Below are 18,427 nucleotides of genomic sequence, written 5' to 3' on the forward strand. Positions count from 1 at the left end.
TCAATCCGATCGGATCGGATTGGATCCACCTCACCCGCCCAGATGCGAGGAGAAGCAGGTGCCCAGAGCGCTGCTCCTGACCGGCGACGCCGCCGAGGAGCTCGACACCATGTATCCCTACTATCGCGTGCAGGAGGGCGGCTGGGACGTTGACGTCTCGTCACGGACGATGCGTGACGTTCAGCTGGTCATCCACGAATTCGACCCCGACTCCGACGCCTACGTGGAGAAGAACGGCCGGAAGTTGCCTGTCGACGTGCCCTGGGCCGAGGTCGACGTCGAGCGCTATGACGCCCTCATCATCCCCGGGGGACGTGCCCCCGAGTGGATCCGGGTCGACGCCGACGTCAGGCGCATCACCGAGCACTTCTTCGCGCGCGACCTCCCGATCGCGCTGGTGTGCCACGGCGCGCAGGTGCCGGCTGTGTACGGGCTGCTGAAGGGTCGAAAGACGGCTTGCTTCCCCCCCATCACCGGTGACATGGAGAACGCGGGCGCGACGGTCATCGACGCTCCCGACGTCGTGGACGGCAACCTCGTCTCCTGCCGGGGGTGGCCCGACATGCCGCAATTCGGCAGGGCGATGATGGAGCTCTTCTCGAAGTCCATCAACTCCGCATCGGCATGAGCGCGCCTGGCCTGTCCCGGTGACGGCACTTCGGACCGTCACCGTCGACGGCTCCCCCGTCCACGTCCTGGAGAGCGGCACCGGGCCCGCGGTGCTGATGCTGCACGGCTCCGGACCCGGTACGACCGGATCCGGAGCCTGGGCATCGACGGCACAGGCGCTGGGCACGTCCTGGCGCCTGGTGGCTCCTGACCAGGCAGGGTTTGGCCGCACACCCATCCCGGCGAGCTCCAGGGGCGGGCTCCGGCTGTGGACGGAGCAGGCCGCGGGCCTGATGGATGCTCTCGGTGTCGAGCACTACGCCGTGGTGGGCCACTCCATGGGCGGTGCCGTGGCGCTGGCGTTGGCGTCCGCGCGCCCCCAGCAGGTCACCCGTGTCGTGGCGGTCTCGACGATGGGCGCCCCCGGGGCGCCGCTGTCCGCCGAGCTCGACGCGGTCTGGGCCGCCCCCGCCGGCCCGCTCGGGGCACGAGACATGTTGAGTCGCCTCGTCCTCGACCAAGCGCTCGTGACCGAGTCGGCCGTCGCTGCCCGTGCGGCTGCGATGCGAGCGGGGGCGGCCGCATTCGCGTCGTTGTTCCCTCCGCCTAGGGCACGTTGGGCCGACGACCTCGCCCTCTCGGCGCAGACGCTGGCGGGGATCCGCGCGCCCGTGCTGCTCGTCCACGGAGCCGAGGACCGGGTCACCCCGCTCGGGACGGCAGCCCTGCCCCTGCTCGAACACCTGGCCGATGTCCGTCTGCACGTGCTCGGCCGATGCGGGCACGTGCCGGCGCTCGAACACCCGCACGACTTCAGGCAACTCCTGTCGTGCTTCCTCGGCCTGCCATCACCCGCAACGGCACGATCATTACCCTGTACGTCGACGGTGCCCAGGTCGGCCCGACCCCGCTGACCGGCGACCTTCTCCATCAGGGCGGTGTGCTCCGCCTAGGGGGTGACAGGTTCGCCACGGAGGAGTTCTTCGAGCGGGGCATGAACAATCCCCGTCGGCGCCGCTTCCGCCGGTGTGGCGGCTCAGCAGCGGCGCGTGGACGCCGCCGCGGACGCTGCTCCCATCGTCGAGAAGCTTACGGTCGAAGGCGCCCGGACCGTGGACGGCATTACCGTCGCCTCCCACCCTCACGCCCCGCCTGACCACCTGGTTGTCCACCGGGCGCGACGGCGAGGCAAAGGTGGCATTCACGCACGGCATCCGGATGCCGGCGAGCACGGTCTCCGGCTTGGGCGAGCTCCTCGTCCATGAGAGCTGCGAACGTGCCAGCCCGCCGCGCCGTCGCCCGGCGACTCACAAGAGGCGCAGCGCTGACCGAGCTCGTACCGCATCTGATTACGGCCGTCACACCCCGCTGACGGTCTCGGGTTCGACGCGCACCGTGCCCGCTGCGCCGTCGATGGTGATCAGCTGCCCGGTCCTGATCTCGTTCGTGGCGTCGCGGACGCAGATGACGGCGGGGATGCCGTACTCGCGGGCCACGGTGGGGCCGTGCGCCACCGGGGAGCCGGTCTCGGTCACCAGGCCGGCGGCGGTCATGAACAGCGGGGTCCACCCGGGGTCGGTGGTGGGTGCGACCAGGATCTCCCCCGGTTCGATGCGCGCGCCGGCCGGGTCGTGGATCACCCGTGCCCTGCCGGTCGCCTGCCCGGCGGCTCCGGACATGCCGGTCAGCACGCCGTCCTGGGCCGGCTCGGCGGGGGCGAGCGCCTCCACGTCGGTCCCGTCGGACAGCAGCGCGCCGGGGACGGTGCGCCGGCGCAGTTCCCGCCCGTATTCCGCACGCCGCAGCGCGGCGAGTTCCCGGTGGTCCGTGTCGTGAGCGGCGGCTCGCGCCTCCTCCAGCGTCAGGAACATGATGTCGCCGGGGCGCTCCAGCCGGCCGCGGGCGGCCAGGTCCGCGCCGGCCAGGAGGAGCTGCTGCCGGCACGCCTGGATCGCGGGCAGCCAGGCGAATTTCGCGATCTCCCGCAGGCCGGTGAGCTGCCGCGAGCGGCGCATGAAGAACACCGCCAGCCGGGCGCGGACGGGGCGGCTGCGCCGGGCCCGCCGCGACAGCGTCTCGATCATCCGCTCCGCCCTGGCCGCTGCCGCCTTGAACCGCAGGTCGGGCGCCTGCTCGGGATCTTCGACGCGCAGGTAGTTGGCGATGGTGGCGAACAGCGGCGCCGGGTCCTCGTCCCAGCGGGGCACGCCGACGTCGATCTCAGCCGCCGCGCGCATGCCGTACGCGGCCAGGAAGCCGGTCATCCCGATGTCGGGAAGCTCGCCGGCGAAGTACCGGGCGGCGAGGTCCTCCGGCGAGGTGCCGAGGAACAGCTCGCGGTGCTCGCGTGCCTTCACCGCCAGGTCCCACAGCTTGAGGTCCATCTGCGTGGTCACGTTGTAGGGCATGCCGCCGAGGACGGTGTCGAGTTCCTCGTCCGTGGCGATGCCCTCGAGCAGCGCGGCCGGGAGCGTCCCGACGATCATGCCGGCCGCCAGCGGCCACAGGATCCCGTGCATGTCGATGCTCATGACCGCCTTATGGGAGTCTTCGACGACCCAGCGCAGCCGTTCGGCGGGCGTGGCGGACTCGCCCGGCGGGACGATCATCCGCTTGATCTCCGCGACGCCGCGGTGGGCTCGGGCCCGCCCGAGAGCCGGATCGGACAGGCTCGACGCCACTCCGGCCAGCCCGGCGGGCACCATCCGCACCATGCCCTTGAGCACGCTGCCGAGGTGCAAGGGCAGGCCGGGCCGCGGCGCGAACCGCGGATCGTCGAGCATGCGCAGCACGGCGCCCTGCACTCTCGGCCCGTAGATCTCCAAAGAGGTCCCGATGTGCCCGCGTATGGCCTTGCTGCGCAGGAAGTCCGTCACGTCGAAGTAGAGCCGGCCGCCGATCGGCACCAGCCGGGGCAGCGGGTCACGCCGGTCGACCTTGGCTCCCGCGGCCTGGAACCACAGGCTCCCGCCGGTCTTGAGCAGCGACACGCCCATCGGGGTGCACGGGCGGAGCATGCCCTGCACGTGGCCGAACTCCAGGTAGAGCCGCGTGTCTCCGGTGTCGGGCGGCAGCGGGAAGAGCGTGGTGATCGGCCGGGACTGCAGCAGCCACAGGGTGCCTTCGGCGTCGATCGCCCACTCGATGTCCTGCGGCGAGCCGAAATGCTTCTGCAGCCGCTGCCCGGCCGCGTGCAGCCGGCCGAGCTGCTCCGCGTTCAGGCACCCGCCGTCATTCGGTACGGCCGGGATCCGCTGGTCGAGCACGTAGTGGTCGGGCACGACGGTGCCCTCGACGATGGCGGTGCCCAGGCCGGGGGCGGCGTCGACGACCATCTCGGTGCGGCAGCCGGTGATCGGGTTGGCGGTGAACAGCACCCCGGCCGTGACCGGGTCGATCATCCGCTGCACCACCACGGCCATGGCCGCCTCCCCGATGCCCGCGGCGGCGCGGTAGGCGACGGCGCGCTCGGTGAACAGGGAGTTCCAGCAGCGGCGTACCGCGTCGATCAGCTCGCGTGGGCCTTCGACGTTGAGAAAGGTGTCCTGCTGGCCGGCGAAGCTGGCCTCTGGCAGGTCCTCGGCGGTGGCGCTGGAGCGCACCGCGACCCGCCCGCCGCCGAGCTGCTCGTACGCCTCGATCAGTTCTTGTTCGGGCGGACTCCCCGACCGGTAGGACTCGACGGTCAGGCAGAAGCCGTCGGGGACATGCTCCCCCGCCTTGATCATCTCCCCGAGCCCGGCGGCCTTGCCGCCCACGAGGCCGAGCATGGAAGCATCGATGTCAGGCAGCCGGATCAGTCTCATCGCGCCTTCTTCCCCAAAGCCGGCATCATTCACAAACCATGCCGACCAGGCTTCCCGGCGCTCCATTCCGGACGTTAGCACCGCCGAAGTCCGCACACCAGAGCAGCGCCGCACCACTCACACAGGAAGTCTCTGAGGGCCTCCAGGAGACCGTACGAGCCGGGCGGCGCGGCCGGAACGTGGCCCGCACACGGCGCACGCCTCAAGCACGACGAGCCGGGGCCGAGGCCGGTCGTCATGGGCCGCCTCGACCCGCGTGGAGGCGGCCCATCCAGGAGGTTGAGCTCGCCGGCCCAGCACGGTGGCCCATGCCGGTGTTCATCCGTATCGTCGGCCTCCTCACCAGGTGACCGGGAGTTCATGGAGGCCGTAGATGACGGCGTCGCTCTTGAACGGCAGGTCTTCGGCCGGTGTGGCGAGCCGAAGGGTGGGGATGCGGCGGAACAGGGTGTCGAAGACGATCTGCAGTTCCATCCTGGCGAGGTTCTGGCCGAGGCACTGGTGCGGGCCGAAGCCGAAGGCGAGGTGGTGGCGGGCCCCGCGCTCGACGTCCAGCTCGGCCGGGTCCTTGAACGCCGCCGGGTCCCAGTTGGCCGACAGGGCCGAGACGACGACGCCCTCGCCCGCCTGGATGCTCGCGCCGCCGACCTCCACGTCCTCGGTGGCGATGCGGGTGGTGACCCCGTCGGCGATGCTGAAGTAGCGCAGCAGTTCCTCCACGGCCATGGGCGTCCTGTCCGGATCGGCCGTGATCACGGCCAGTTGCTCCGGGCGGGTGAGCAGCCCGACCACGCCGAGCGAGATCATGTTCGCCGTGGTCTCGTGTCCGGCGGTCAGCAGCAGGAAGGCCAGGCCCACCAGGCCGATGTGGTCGACGGTGCCCTCCTGGCGCTGCCGGATGATCTGGCGGCCGAACAGGTCGTCGCCGGGTTCGGCCTCCTTGCGGGTGACCAGGTCGTCGAGGTAGGCGCGCAGTTCGGCGAGGGCGCGCCGGCGGTCTTCCGGAGAGTTCCGCTGCACCAGCATGCTGGTGCGGCTCTGGAAGAAGTCGTGATCGTCATAGGGGACGCCGAGCAGTTCGCAGATGACCAGCGAGGGCACCGGCAGGGACAACGCCTGCACCAGATCGACCGGCCGGCGCTCGGCGGCGAGCATGCCGTCGATGAAATGGTCGACGATGTCCTGGATGCGCGGGCGCAGGGCGGCCAGGCGCTTGACGGTGAACTCGCTGATCACCGGACGGCGGGCCGCGGCGTGTTCCGCGCCGTCCACGTTGATCATCAAGGGTGGCCGGCTGCGGATCTGCCGCAGGGTCGCCACGTCCAGGGTGTAGAGCGGGAAGCCGTCCTTACGCTTGTCGGAGGAGAAGCGGCCGTCAGCGAGGACGGTCCGGGCCTCCTCGTGTCCCGACACCCACCAGGCCTCGCCGCCGCCGGCCAGGCGGATCCTGCTGACCGGCGCCTGCTCGCGCAGCCGATCGTACACGGCGGGCGGGGCGAAGGGGCAGCCGCGCTCGACCGGCAGCTGCGGCCCGGCGGCGGGTTCGAAGGCGACGTTCTCTGTCATGGATGACCTCCTGGTCGGTGAAGGTGGCTGAGCTGTCTTCTGGTGGCCGGTGCCCTCGGCCAGGAGCCGGCGCGAAGAGCAGGTTGCGGTGGGCGATGAACGGTTGGGTGGATCTGTCCGTGCCGCGGCTCATCCGGCCGCCGCCAGTGAGTGGTTCGGCTGTACCGTGGTCGGCTCGCTGCCCGCGTTCACGTCCGGCTCCCGCCTGTTTCCTCAACGCCTGCTCTGTCCACGAGACGCCGGCCGGCCCCGTTGTGTGACACCCCTGATCGTCGGCACACGTCACAGAGTCCGCCGTGATCGACGCCGGGTCGCGCTGGCAGGCCCGGAAGGTCCGCCGGCTCCAGTGGGGTTCTGCGGCAGGTTCCAGGCTTCTCTTCGTCCAGTCACGGGCATCGGCCTGGCCGGCAGGCCCGGGATGCCATCCTCAGCCGGCGTGGTGCCGGTAGCTGCCGGGCGGTAGCCCGTACTGGCGCTTGAAGGCGTGGGTGAAGGTGTACTGCGAGCTGTAGCCGACCTGCTGGGCGATCGTGTTGACGGGGGCGTCGCAGGTGCGCAGGAGCCGGGCCGCTGTGGTCATCCGCCACCATGTCAGGTAGGTGAGAGGTGGCTGGCCGACCAGCTGGGTGAACCGCCGGGCGAAGGCGGCACGGGACAGGCGTGCCTGCGCGCCCAGCTCCTCGACGGTCCATGACCGGCCGGGGTCTCCGTGGATGGCACGGAGGGCGGCGGCGACGGCGGGGTCGTGCAGGGCCGCGGCCCAGCCGGTGGCGGAGTGGCCGGAGACGCGCTGTTCTTCGAACCAGGCGCGCAGGACGTAGAGCAGCAGAAGATCCAGCAGGGTGAGCAGGACGGTGTCGGAGCCCGGGCGGGCGTCGCTCTCCAGCTCCACGCCGAGGAGCTCGACGGCGGCGCGAAGCTCCCTGTGCCGCCCTACCCGCGTCGGCAGGTGGATGATCTCGGGCAGGTCGTTCAGGAGCGGATGTGGCCCGGATCCGTCCAGGAGGTAGGCGCCGCAGAGCATGACCACCGTCGGTGGCCGATCGGCTGACGTTTCGTCATCGCGGCCGTCGTGGACTCCGGTGGGCGTTGCGGGCGGCTCGCTGACCGGGGTGGACGGGTCGTCGGCCAGGCCGTGTGCCGATCCACGCGGCAGGAACGCCACGTCGCCCGGCCCGAGCGCGATCGGCTCGCCCTGCGAGGGGAGCAGCCAGCACGTTCCCTGGAGAACGATGTGGAACCCAGCGGACGGCACCGGCGCGAACCGCTCGGCGAAGGGAGCGGACTTGGTCACCCGACCCGAGTGGGGCCGGCCGGTACGCGCCGCGCTCACCACGTCAGACAGCACATCCACGCGTCCAGCGTAACCAACGACGACCTTGATGGGAGACGATGACGCAAATGCGAGAGTGGTTCGCGCATTCAATCGTCTTGCGTCGGCGCCTTACTGTGCTGGAGCTGAGCGACTGCGCAGCTCCATCGTGAGGAGACGACATGAAGATCGCCGTTTATGGCGCAAGCGGATACCAGGGAAAGCTCGTGCTCACCGAACTGGCACGACGCAACATCGAGACGGTCCTGGCCGGACGTAATCCCGCGCGCCTGGAGGAGACCGCCTCGGCGGCCGGCCTCCTCGACGCGGAACGACGCGTGGCCGACACCAGCGACCAGGAGGCGCTGGTGCGCGCGTTCCGCGGCTGCGACGGCGTCATCAACTGCGCCGGACCCTTCACCTCCTCAGGTGAGGCCGTGGTCCGCGCCGCGATCGCCGCCGGCTGTCACTACGTCGACACCTCGGGCGAGCAGCTCTACATCAAGAAGATCTTCGACACCTTCGCCACGGAGGCCGAGAACGCTGGGACCACCGTCGTACCCGCCGCCAACGACGGCTGCGTCCCGGTGGACCTCATGGCCCACCTCCTGGCCGACCACCTCGGCCCGGTCGAAGAGATCACCACCACCCACGTGATCGTCGGGGGCGGCGGCATGTCACGCGGCTCGCTACGCTCGCTGGTCGAGACGATCGACGCCATCAAGGCGGGAGGCCTGACCTATGACGACGGCGACTGGCACCCCGGCATGCCCGCCCGCCACACCGCGATCAGGCTGCCCGGACAGGCGCAGGCAACCCCGGTGATGGCCTTCCCCGTGCCGGAGGTGGTGACGATCCCCCGTCACATCCGCCTCCGGCATGTCGAGGGCCTGACCGAGGCTGCGTTGGGCGACCAGCTGAACATCCCGCTCACACCGGAGATCATCGCGAGCCTGCCCGAAGGACCCGATGAGGACAGCCGCCGCACCCAGCACTTCACCTACGTGATCGACGCCACCGGCACCGACGGCCGCCGCGCCCGCGGCATCGTCCAGGGCCCCGACACCTACGGCACCACCGCGGTGATCGCCGTCGAAAGCGCCCGCCGTCTCATCGCCGAGCCCGCCAAGCCGGGAGTACTCGCCCCTGCCCAGGCCTACCACCCGACCGCCTTCCTCGACTTTCTCATCCCTCATGGGATCCAGTGGATCATCGAGGATGCGTCGGCAATCTGACCATGAGCCTTTCCGGTAAGGATCAGCCGCAGTGTGTGATCGTCCGGACGGCTCGCTGGATTGAGCGAAGGTTCCAGAGCGCCGCGAAGCTCCTGCCGGCGAGCGGGCGGGCCGTTGCGGCGATGGTTCGGATCGATGAAAGGCCTTCCGCACTGGTGGCATCAGCCATCGGCAGTTCCGGGTGGCCGGAGCAGAGTGGGGCCTGGTCACCAGCGGAGAGCAGCATGTCAAGACGGTGATGAAGCCGGTGGCGCGCAACCCAGCCTCGTCCAGCGCCTGCCCCAGCCGCTCGGCGGCGAGGTGCCGGTTGGGGCAGCCGGGAACTACCAGGAGCTCGATGTCCAGGTCTTCCGCATCGGGCATCCCGGTGCCGTACGGCCGAAGGGGCCGCTCTGCCCGGGCCGTGCGCCGAGCAGCGGGGCGCCGCACCCTTCGTCCGGCGGGGTCCGGGGATCGCTCGTCCGCCCCTTCGCCGAGGAGGACCCTGGCGCTGGAGGCCGTCCATCAGGCCGGGGTTGGCGCCGCTGCCCGGTCCGGTGATCCGGGCGCGGAGCGACCGCAGCGGGCCGGTGATGCCCGCCTCGCCCTGCGGGTCCTGCGCGTGCTGCTGTTCAGCCTCGGCGAGCGCGCGGTACACCGAGGCGACCGAGGGGTGCTTGCCGGCGTTCTTGCCGGCCTTATGGTGAGCTTCTTGGCGATCTGCGGGACGGGGACGCCCTTGTGCTTCAGGGCGAGAGCGAAGGTGAGGGCGTCGTCGTCGATGACCTTCGGCCGGCCGCCGTGGTTGCCCCTGGCTGCGGCCGCGTGCTGGCCCTCCAGGGTCTTTTCGCGGATGTGGTTGCGGTCGAGTCGAGCTGGGCGGCGACGGCGCTGGCGCTCAGGCCATGACCGCTTGGCTGGCCCGGCGTGTGCGTGAGCCGACAGAAGGGTTCCGGAAACGCCGGGGAAACGCCGGCGGGTGTTGGGTCTCTCCTGCCGGGCCTCGATCTTGCCGCAACCGTCGCGGCGGCGGACCGCAACCGTATGGCCCGGCTGATACTCGTGCCGTGCAGTCCGAAGGAGAGACACGTGGCTTCCCCTCGATCGTCAGCGCATCCGCAGCCCTCGCGGCGTTTCGCCCTGGGCCTGCTGGGCGCCGCCTCGCTGGCGGCCGGTGGCGCGCTCACCGTGCCGGGCGCCGCCCAGGCCGCTGCCGGCGCTGCCGGCCCGGGGCGCGTACCCGCAGGTCTGCGCCCCGGCGGGACCTACGACCAGTACGTCAAGCAGCTCGCCGGGCAAGGCAAGTTCTCCGGCACGGTGCTGATCGCCCATCGCGGCAAGACCGTGCTGACCCGCTCCTACGGCTGGGCCGACAAGGAAGGAGGAGTCCGTAACGAGGCCGACACCATCTACTGTCTCGCCTCGGGCTCCAAGCCGTTCACCGCGCTGGCGATCATCCAGCTCGCGCAGGCGGGCAAGCTCAGGTTCACCGACACCGTGGGCACGCTCCTGAAGGGGTACCCGCAGGAGACGGCCGGCCACGTCACCATCCACCACCTGCTCACCCACTCCTCCGGCCTGCAGAATCTCGTGGGTGTCGAGGAGGGGCAGCTCCACAACAGCGTGGAGGAGGCGACGGCCTTCTGGAACGAGCAGCGCAGGAAGCCCAAACCCCAGTTCACGCCGGGCAGCCAGTACTCCTACAGCAGCCTCGGCATGCAGATCCTCGGGGAGATCGTCACGACGGTGTCGGGACAGCCCTTCCACGAGTACGTCAAGGAGCACATCTTCGACCCGGCGGGCATGACCGACTCGGCCTACTACACCCGCAACGACTGGACCACCAACAAGCAGATCGCGCACCCGTTCCTCTACCAGGAGGACGGCTCGCGCATCGACGGCATCCGGCACCTGGACGCGGTCTCCCAGTGGCCCGGTTCCCCACCGAACGCCAACGGCGGACGCGCCTTCATCGGCAACGGCGGCGGACACGGCTTCAGCACGGCTCCCGATCTCGTCAAGTTCGCGCTGGCCTTGGACGGCGAGAAGCTGGCCAAGCGTCCCTACATCGATCTGTTCATCACCCCCAAATTTCCCACCCAGCCGGCCGGCAGCACTTCGCCCGCCGGCCTGCACGGGTTCATGGGGTACGGGATCATCGCGGGCATCAGCCGCGACGAGCGGACCCTCGGGCACGGCGGCGGCATCGCCGGCGGCAACACCAACTGGACCATCTACCGCGACCGCGACCTGATGGGCATCTTCCTGAGCAACTACGAACTGGACACCCAGGCGATCATCGACCAGGAGAGAAAGGCGGTCTTCGGCACCGCCTGACCAGGGCGACACCGGCGCGGTCTCACCGTTGACCCGCCGCCTTCCACCGGTTGTCGTGGCAGCGGGCCGGTGCGTCGTCCAACCCGATGCAGGGCCGCGGACGCAGCGAAGTGCCCACCCGGCCCAGCAGGCACGGGTGGGCCTCACGACGTGCTGGCCGGTTCGTGCTGGCCCGGGCCCGTGCACGCCCCGCAACAAGACGTTCTGCCCGGCGGCTCCCCCGTTCCGCTGCCCTCGTCACGGACCGGCTCCGGCGCCGGTCTGACGTCGCTGGACGACAACCCCTTGGCACTGTCCCTGCTGGAGGGCGCGGACATGGTTCTCGACCTGACGAACGAGGGCTTCATCCACACTCGATCGCTGGGCAAGATCCTCCAGGCTCGTACGAGGATGCTCTTCGTCGCCGACCCTCCCGAGGTGCTCGCCCGCAACCTGCCCGCGCCCGGGGACAAGGCCCGCGTACAGGCCGGCGCGGCACTGCTGCGTGCGGGCCGGGAGCTGCGTGTGACCTCTCCTCACGGAACCGACCTGGTGGCCGACCTCACCGACGCGCGCCCCGGGTTCCAGTGCGGCATCGCCGACGACCCGGGCCGCTGGGACCACTGGCCCAGCACCATGGTCCTGTGCTGGCCCAAGACCTCCTCCGGCCGGATCGTCATCGCACCCGGCGACATCCTCCTGCCGTTCAAGAGCCATGTCAGGGACGCGGTGACCCTCGTCATCGAGAGCGGCTACATCACCGAGGTCCAGGGCAGCGGCGGGGACGCCCGGATGCTCGAGATGTTCTTCGAGGACGCGGACGACGACGAGGCCCGCTTCCTGTCCCACATGGGGTGGGGCCTGATGAAGAACGCCGACTGGTTCGCGATGGCCGATCAGGTGTCGCTCCAGCGTTCGCCTTCCCGCCATCCCAGATCCCTGTGGACCCTCGCCTTCACGGAGTTGTGGGAGCGGTTCAGCTTCTACGGGCTGCAGGGCGTTCTGAGCTTCTACCTGCTCTACTCCCTCTCCGAGGGCGGCCTCGCCCTCGACCCCTCGATCGCGGTGAGCATCGTCGGCGCCTACGGCGGAGCCGTGCACCTCGCCCAGATCCTCGGCGCGTGGGCGGCCGATCGCCTCGTCTCCCCGCGCCAGGCCGTCCTTCAGGGCGCGATCATCATCACGCTCGGGCACCTCTCGCTGGCGGCCATTCCAGGGATCGCGGGGCTGGCGGTCGGCCTCGCCCTGATCGCGCTCGGCACCGGCGCCCTGAAGACCAACATCAGCTCGATCGTCGGCATGCTCTACGCCGAGGACCGGGACCGCCGTGACGCGGGCTTCTCCTACTTCTACATGGCCATCAACGCCGGAGCCGCCCTCGGCCCGCTGCTCACCGGCCTGGCCCAGACCACATGGGGCTTCCACGCGGCGTTCGCGCTCGCGGCGGTCGGCATGGTGGGCGGGCTCGTCCAGTACAGCCTGAAGATGCGCGCTCTTCCCGCCGAGTCGGCGGTCGTCAAGAACCCGATCGACACGCGCGGGGCGGTGCGCGCCCTGGGCGTCGTCGCCGGGGCCGGTCTCGTGATCGCTCTCGTGTGGAGCACGGGCCTGGTCAACAGCGGCAACCTCGTGCACTTCGTCACCGGCGTCGTGCTGTTCGCCGCGGCGGCCTACTTCATCGTCATGCTGCGCTCTCCCGCGGTCAGCTCCGAGGAGAAGGCGCGAGTGCGGGGCTTCCTGCCGCTGTGGATCGCGAGCACGCTGTACTACGGCTTCCTGTTCCAGAAGTTCACCGCGATCTCGGTGTTCATCCGCGACCGCGTCGATCTGTTCGTGGGCGGCTGGGAGATGCCCGCCGCATGGCTGAGCGTCAGCAGCCCGCTCGCCGTCATCCTGCTCACGCCCCTGGTGGCATCGCTGTGGACGCGCATGGGCTCGCGACAGCCGATCACCGCCGTCAAGTACGCCATCGGCCTGTCCGTCATCGGGGGCGCCTACCTGCTGATGCTCCTGGTCACCACGGTGTTCCCGGGCCAGTCGGTGCCGGCGATCGCGGTCCTGCTGATCCTGGCTCTCGCGGGCTCGTCGGAGATCTTCGTCGGCCCGATCGGGCTGGCCATCGCCACCCGGATCGCGCCTGAGCGGTTCAAGAACCAGACGGTCGCCCTGATGCTGCTGACGCTCGCCGGCGGCTCCTCCATCTCCGGTCTGCTCGGGACCCTGTTCGCGAACATCCCGACGGGCGCCTACTTCGCGATCGTCGGCCTGGCGCCTCTGGTGCTGGCGCTCGGCCTCGCCAAGTCCGCCAAGCGCATCGACTCGCTCACGAATTGAGCCGAGGCGCCCCGCCGAGCGTGTCGAGGGGCGCGCGGAACCGGCCGGCTGTCTCTCTCCGCGCCGCGAGCAGCCGGGGACTGACGCCGTGTCAGCTCCCCGGGCTGCTTGGCGCTGTCGGCATGGCTTCTCGACCGTCCGCGCAAGCGTCGATCTGCACGAGGTGCTCCGCCAGTTCATCTATGCCCCTCCGTGTGAAGGTGGTGCATTGAACACGCACTGACCTGCAGCCGACATGTTGGCGCGGACGGGCTAGGGCGAAGTCGATCGGCGAACTCGGCGTTGCTCAGCCCGGTGGCGAGGAAGCGCACTACCTCCAGCTCCCGGGGTGTCAGCTCCGACAGGTCCCGGTGTACGGCTGGTTGGCCTCTTCGCGGCGGGCGAACCGCTCGACCAGGCGGTGGGTGATCGCCGGTGCGAGCAGGGCGTCGCCCGCGCGCACCAGACGCGCCGCGGCCACCAGGTGCTCAGGCGTGACGTCCTTGAGCAGGAAGCCACTGGCCCCTGCGGTGAGCGCGGCGTAGACGTAGTCGTCGAGGTCGTACGTGGTCAACATGAGGACGCGGGTCCCACTCTCGCCTCCTGCCATGATCTGCCGGGTGGCTTCGAGGCCATGCATCTCCGGCATCCGAATGTCCATGAGCACGACGCCGGGTCGAGTACGTCGGAGGGCGGCGAGGCTCATCGCGAACCCGCTACGTACCCCCTGATGCGGGGCCATCCGGAGCGCCCAGTGGCCCGGCACCATGGTGCCGGGCCACTGGTCTGGCGCGTCCGCGACGTCCCTCAGCGGTCGTCTCAGCGTTCGAAGAGCCGCATGCGGTCGTAGGTCCAGCCGGTGGTCTTCTCCGCGCTGCCGACAGGCTCGTTGAGAGTGCCGCCGGGTTTGGCGGTCCAGGTGAACATCTTGATCACGCCGGTGTCGTAGCCGTAGAGGGCGCCCAGGTCGTCGCGGCCGTTCCCGTCGAAGTCCCCCGTCACGACGCGCATGTTGGTGCGCGTGTAGCGGCCGGGTGCTCCGTACCAGGCTTCGGTGCGGTTTCCGAACACCTTGGTGACAGGGTGGGCGGTGAAGGTGATGGCCCTGTCCGAGCCGTCGGCGTAGTCGTACCAGATCACCACGTCGTCGCGGCCGTCCCCGTCGAAGTCACCGTTGTTGAGGTGGGACCTGTCGAAGTCGCCCCACGTGTCGCTCTCCCAGCCATGGACGGGGTTGGCGAATCCGCCGTCGGCCCTGCCCGGGAACATGATCAGCTTGACCCGTCCGTCGCTGTAGCAGTAGAACGTCGCGATATCGTCGCGGCCGTCAGCGTTGAAGTCACCGCTGGTGGTCTTCATCCCGCCGCGGTTCCAGCCGCCCGGCGACTCCCACGAGCCGGTGGGCGGGTTGAAGCGGCCGTCGACCGTCGCGGTGAAGGTGAACAGCTTGTCCCTGCCGTCGGCGAAGTCGTACCAGACGGAGATGTCGTCCCGGCCGTCGCCGTTGTAGTCGCCGACCTGGTCGTACATGCGGGCCCAGGTCCAGCTGCCGGGCCCCACGCTCCAGGACCTGATGGCGGGCGCGAAGGAGCCGTCCGTCTTGGCGAGCCAGGTGAACAGCGTCACCGCTCCGGTGCTGTAGCCGTAGAAGACGGCGATGTCGCCCCGGCCGTCGCCGTTGAAGTCGCCGGTCATCCGTTTGATGCGCTGGGCGTTGTCCCAGACTCCCGCTTCGGCCGCATAGGCGGTGATGGGGAGCTTGAAGGTGCCGTCCGAGTTGGCGTACCAGTTGTGGACCGAGTCGTTCCCGGCGCTGTGGTCGTACCAGCTGGCGATGTCGCTGCGGCCGTCGCCGTTGTAGTCGTGGCGGACGTGGGTGCCGCTGGACCACTGGGCCTGGCCCTTGGCGTTGTAGACGACGAGGTTGCCGCGGTCCTGCAGCACCGCGTAGCCGTTGGCTCCGGCGGCGCCCGACTGCCAGGCCACGGTGTCGTCGGCCTTGTACAGGACGAGGTCGCCGTCGGTCTTCATGACGGCCCTGGCGCCGTCGGAGGTGGCGGTGGACCACAACTGCTTGCCCGTGGCCTTGGCCTTGATGATCAGCTTGCCGCTGCTCAGCTCCAGGGTGACCGAGGAGGAGGAGTAGGACTGGCCGGGGTGATGGTGGTGCCGGAGGGGATCCTGATGCCGGCGTTGGCTCCGTCGATCTGGACGCCGTCGCCCAGGGTGCCGTCACTCTTCCCGGGGATGAGGTACATGCTGTTGTCGCTCTTGCGGATCCACAGGTCGGCGAGCTTGTCACCGTTGAGGTCACCGACGGAGCCGAGGTCCGGGACGGCCGCCAGGCTGAGGCCGCCCCGCAGCTTGGCCCGCGTGGCGGTGCCCCAGGTGGCGAGGTTGAGCTTGCCGCTGGGGTCCTTGGCGCCGTTGGAGCGCCAGACGTCACCGCTGGCGTTGTCCCGCAGCCACAGGTCGGGAACGCCGTCGCCGTTGGTGTCGCCGGGGGCGATGACGGTGAACTTGTCCCAGTCGGTGCCGCCGACCAGGGCGGGCGGCCCGAAGGAGTCCAGCCGCTTGTTGTAGTGGCCGTGGTAGGCCCACAGCTTGTCGCCCTGCTTGACCAGCAGATCGGGGAAGGTGTCCCCGTTGATGTCACCCGGGGCGAGGACCTGTGAGGCGTCGTGCCAGTGGTTGTAGCCCGACGCGCAGCCCGCGGGGTCCTCGTCGCTGGGCTCGCTGGGGAAGGGGCAGTCCAGGTGCAGTTCCTGACGGCCTTCCTGGTAGCCGGTGGTGGCGATGCCGGTGCCGTTGTTGGGGTAGGACCACAGGCGCTTCTGGCCGGTGCCGGCGTCCTCCTCCAGCGAGATCAGGTCGGTGTAGCCGTCCTGGCCCCAGTCGGCCCGGTAGGTGATCTGGGCGGTGTCGAACGACTGGCCGCCGTTGCTCGCGGCGGAGAACTTGCCGTCGCCCTGGCCCGCGTAGGTCAGCAGGGTGCCGTTGGAGTCGGTGGCCCAGATGTCCTTGTTCCCGTCGCCGTTGAGGTCCCCGGGAGCGTCCCGCTCGGTGGAGCGCACGGCGTAGAACAGGTAGGACGAGGTGTCCGACCGGTTGCCCGCCGCGTCCACGCTGAACGCGTACAACAGGTGCGGGCCGTAGCCGGGAGGCACGACGGTGATCGAGGCGCCGGCGCCCTTGGCGACGTCGGCCTCCTTGACCTCGGGCGCGAAGTCGGTCCACCAGTGGTAGGACACCGCGTCGGTGACGCCGTTGGGCGACAGCGCGAAGAGCCCGGGCGTGCGCGCCTTGCCGGTGTTCGCGGGCCAGCCGGCGGCGCCGTCCGGGAAGGCGGTGGAACTGATCAGCGGGGGCTTGCTGGGCCGGGTCCGGTCGATGCTGAACTTGCAGGTCTTGGACCAGGCCGAGTAGGCGCTGTCGTGGTCCTTGGCGCGCACCTTCCAGGTGTAGGACCCGGTGGGGGTGGAGGTGGCGGGCAGCACGAGGGTGACCGCGCGGCGCTTGAGGGTGGACAGCGACGACCCGAACACCTTGGCGCCCTTGGAGTCGTAGACCTCGAACTCGGCGGTCAGGTTGCCGGCGTCCTGGTCGTCCAGGGTGGCGTGCACGCTCACGGTGGTGTTGCCGACGGTGCCGCCGGTGGCGCAGTCGGTCTTCGGGTTGGTGCCCAGGCTGTAGGGGGTCTTGGGCGGGTTGTTGTACTTGGTCTCCAGCACCGCGGTCTTCGGGTCGAACTTCTTCCACCCGAAGGTGTCACCCTCGTCGGAGGCGTACATGCCGAGGGTGATCGAGTTCCACTTCTTGCCGGCCGCCTCGCCGACCTTGCCGGTGACGTCGAACTCGAGGTTTCCGGCCGGACAGTCGTCGCTGCCGCGCCAGCCCTTGGCGTCGTTGACGGTGGCCAGTCTCGTGTGCCTGGCGGGCTGGTTGTTCCAGGTGGTGGACTTGCTGATGGCGCCGGTGTGCCAGACCTCCACGGGCCGGTTCTGGCACGACCAGGACCACGAATTCCTGATCCGGAAGGTGGAGGACTTGACCTTCGCGCCCTTGATCTCGCCGATGTCGAACTGGAAGAACGACCGGGACAGTCCGTTGGTCTCGTTCTCGTAGCCCACCCGGGCGACCTCGTTGGAGTCCCAGTACGAGTTGCCCGGGTACTTCTTGTAGACCCGCGTCCAGTGGTCGCGCTCGCCCCACGCCCAGGACGGGTCGATGTACACCGGGTAGGCGGTGTCGGCGCCGGTGAGGAGCTCCTGGTCAGGAGTGATCCGCAGCGTGTCCCCGCTGACCTCGGTCGCCATCTCGGCGTCGCGGGAGCCCGGAATCGGCTCGAACACGTCTCCCGGCGCGGCGTCCTCGGCCAATGCCAGAGACCGGGCGGCGGCCGAGACCGGCGTCGTGGTCGAGGAGTCCCACATCAGCGGCGACGGGCTGGTGAACACGTTCTGCCCGGCCGGGTCGGTGGCCTGCACCGTCTTCGTGTCGTCGTCCACGGACACGTCCAGACCCACGGTGTGCATCTGGTACTTCAACGTGGCCAGCGCGGGGTTCGCCGCGGCCTCGGCGCTCTTGACGACGATCAGCTGGGAGAAGCCTTCGACCTCGGCCTTGAGCTGCAGGTCCACGCCGGGCAGCACGTCGCTGTAGGTGGCCACGTTGCCGTTGAGCGTCGGAACCGGCAGCGCGGTCGGCCAGGTCAGCGAGAGCGTGCGGCCGTCCTTGACCCCCGACAGCAGCGGGCCCGTGCCGCCGCCCGAGAAGGTGACGTCCACCGCGGCGGCCTTGGGCACCACGGTGCCGTCGGCCGCCACCTGTAACGTGGGGTCGGCGGCCACCCAGGCCCCGTCGCGCATGACGCGCACCGGGGCGCCGTAACGCTTGGTGGAGAAAGATCCGTCCGGGTCGGCCCACACGTCGGACACCTCGGTGCGGGCGGTGACGACCTCCACCTGCTGGCCGGTGGCCTGAGCCTGCCGCAGCGCGGCGTCCTCCTCCGAGAGCGACCCGTCGTCCATGGCACCGGTCGCGGCGGCCACGGTGGCGGGTTTCCCGGCAGCGGGTGCCGGCACGGCGGCGACCGCGAGGACCAGGCTCGCCGAGAGAAGAACCGTTGACCAACGGGGTATCAGCCCGTATCGCCCGGAAGATCTGCTGAGCTTTCGATACATCCCTTTTTCCTCATGTCCGTGATTCAGAAGTGAATCCTGAAAATACCGCGTAACCCCAGAAATGGACCCGACAGGGGAAGATTTCGAACTTCGAAAACAGGATCCAGG

12 protein-coding genes are annotated in these 18,427 nt (G+C 69.8%); 5 read left to right on the top strand and 7 right to left on the bottom strand.

The window, feature by feature from the left end; translation table 11 throughout:
* Positions 1-58 precede the first annotated feature (58 nt).
* Both HD597_RS21840 and HD597_RS21845 read left to right on the top strand, forming a co-directional pair.
* Complete coding sequence (locus HD597_RS21840) at positions 59-628, top strand: DJ-1/PfpI family protein (protein WP_253744529.1); 570 nt, start codon at positions 59-61, stop codon at positions 626-628.
* Positions 629-647: 19 nt separating this feature from the next.
* Complete coding sequence (locus tag HD597_RS21845; protein WP_253744530.1) at positions 648-1,523, top strand: alpha/beta fold hydrolase; 876 nt, start codon at positions 648-650, stop codon at positions 1,521-1,523.
* Between the two features lie 444 nt (positions 1,524-1,967).
* Here the strand turns inward: HD597_RS21845 and HD597_RS21850 are convergent, their stop codons facing one another.
* The 3 genes from HD597_RS21850 to HD597_RS21860 all read right to left on the bottom strand — a co-directional run bounded on the left by HD597_RS21850 (position 1,968) and on the right by HD597_RS21860 (position 7,335).
* Positions 1,968-4,415 carry a PEP/pyruvate-binding domain-containing protein gene (locus HD597_RS21850; RefSeq protein WP_253744531.1) on the bottom strand — a complete coding sequence of 816 codons (2,448 nt, stop codon included), beginning with the start codon at positions 4,413-4,415 and terminating at the stop codon, positions 1,968-1,970.
* A gap of 339 nt (positions 4,416-4,754) precedes the next feature.
* A complete protein-coding gene (locus tag HD597_RS21855; protein WP_253744532.1) occupies positions 4,755-5,981 on the bottom strand; it encodes a cytochrome P450 in 1,227 nt (408 codons plus the stop codon).
* 427 nt (positions 5,982-6,408) lie between these two features.
* Positions 6,409-7,335, bottom strand: a complete 927-nt coding sequence (locus HD597_RS21860) for an AraC family transcriptional regulator (protein ID WP_253744533.1) — start codon at positions 7,333-7,335, stop codon at positions 6,409-6,411.
* Positions 7,336-7,475: 140 nt separating this feature from the next.
* Here HD597_RS21860 and HD597_RS21865 point away from each other — a divergent pair, with 140 nt between their 5' ends.
* The 3 genes from HD597_RS21865 to HD597_RS21875 all read left to right on the top strand — a co-directional run bounded on the left by HD597_RS21865 (position 7,476) and on the right by HD597_RS21875 (position 13,157).
* Positions 7,476-8,528, top strand: a complete 1,053-nt coding sequence (locus HD597_RS21865) for a saccharopine dehydrogenase family protein (RefSeq protein ID WP_253744534.1) — start codon at positions 7,476-7,478, stop codon at positions 8,526-8,528.
* A gap of 1,068 nt (positions 8,529-9,596) precedes the next feature.
* On the top strand, positions 9,597-10,844 hold the full coding sequence (locus tag HD597_RS21870) for a serine hydrolase domain-containing protein (protein ID WP_253744535.1): 1,248 nt from the start codon (positions 9,597-9,599) through the stop codon (positions 10,842-10,844).
* A gap of 150 nt (positions 10,845-10,994) precedes the next feature.
* Positions 10,995-13,157, top strand: a complete 2,163-nt coding sequence (locus HD597_RS21875; RefSeq protein ID WP_253744536.1) for an oligopeptide:H+ symporter — start codon at positions 10,995-10,997, stop codon at positions 13,155-13,157.
* 176 nt (positions 13,158-13,333) lie between these two features.
* Here the strand turns inward: HD597_RS21875 and HD597_RS66840 are convergent, their stop codons facing one another.
* From HD597_RS66840 to HD597_RS21890, 4 genes are all read right to left on the bottom strand, one after another.
* Positions 13,334-13,468 carry a hypothetical protein gene (locus HD597_RS66840; protein WP_345694375.1) on the bottom strand — a complete coding sequence of 45 codons (135 nt, stop codon included), beginning with the start codon at positions 13,466-13,468 and terminating at the stop codon, positions 13,334-13,336.
* Between the two features lie 20 nt (positions 13,469-13,488).
* On the bottom strand, positions 13,489-13,785 hold the full coding sequence (locus HD597_RS21880; protein ID WP_253744537.1) for a response regulator: 297 nt from the start codon (positions 13,783-13,785) through the stop codon (positions 13,489-13,491).
* 170 nt (positions 13,786-13,955) lie between these two features.
* Positions 13,956-15,206, bottom strand: a complete 1,251-nt coding sequence (locus HD597_RS21885) for an FG-GAP-like repeat-containing protein (RefSeq protein ID WP_253744538.1) — start codon at positions 15,204-15,206, stop codon at positions 13,956-13,958.
* Positions 15,207-15,250: 44 nt separating this feature from the next.
* Positions 15,251-18,220: a CBM96 family carbohydrate-binding protein gene (locus HD597_RS21890; RefSeq protein ID WP_253744539.1), complete on the bottom strand. Its 2,970-nt coding sequence runs from the start codon at positions 18,218-18,220 to the stop codon at positions 15,251-15,253.
* Positions 18,221-18,427: the final 207 nt, after the last annotated feature.

The sequence above is a fragment of the Nonomuraea thailandensis genome, assembly GCF_024172165.1.
In the GTDB taxonomy this organism is placed as follows: domain Bacteria; phylum Actinomycetota; class Actinomycetes; order Streptosporangiales; family Streptosporangiaceae; genus Nonomuraea; species Nonomuraea thailandensis.

Coding starts and splice junctions, on each gene's coding strand:
- HD597_RS21850 (WP_253744531.1), bottom strand. CDS start 4,415: ATGAGACTGATCCGGCTGCCTGACATCGATGCTTCCATGCTCGGCCTC.
- HD597_RS21855 (WP_253744532.1), bottom strand. CDS start 5,981: ATGACAGAGAACGTCGCCTTCGAACCCGCCGCCGGGCCGCAGCTGCCG.
- HD597_RS21865 (WP_253744534.1), top strand. CDS start 7,476: ATGAAGATCGCCGTTTATGGCGCAAGCGGATACCAGGGAAAGCTCGTG.
- HD597_RS21880 (WP_253744537.1), bottom strand. CDS start 13,785: ATGCCGGAGATGCATGGCCTCGAAGCCACCCGGCAGATCATGGCAGGA.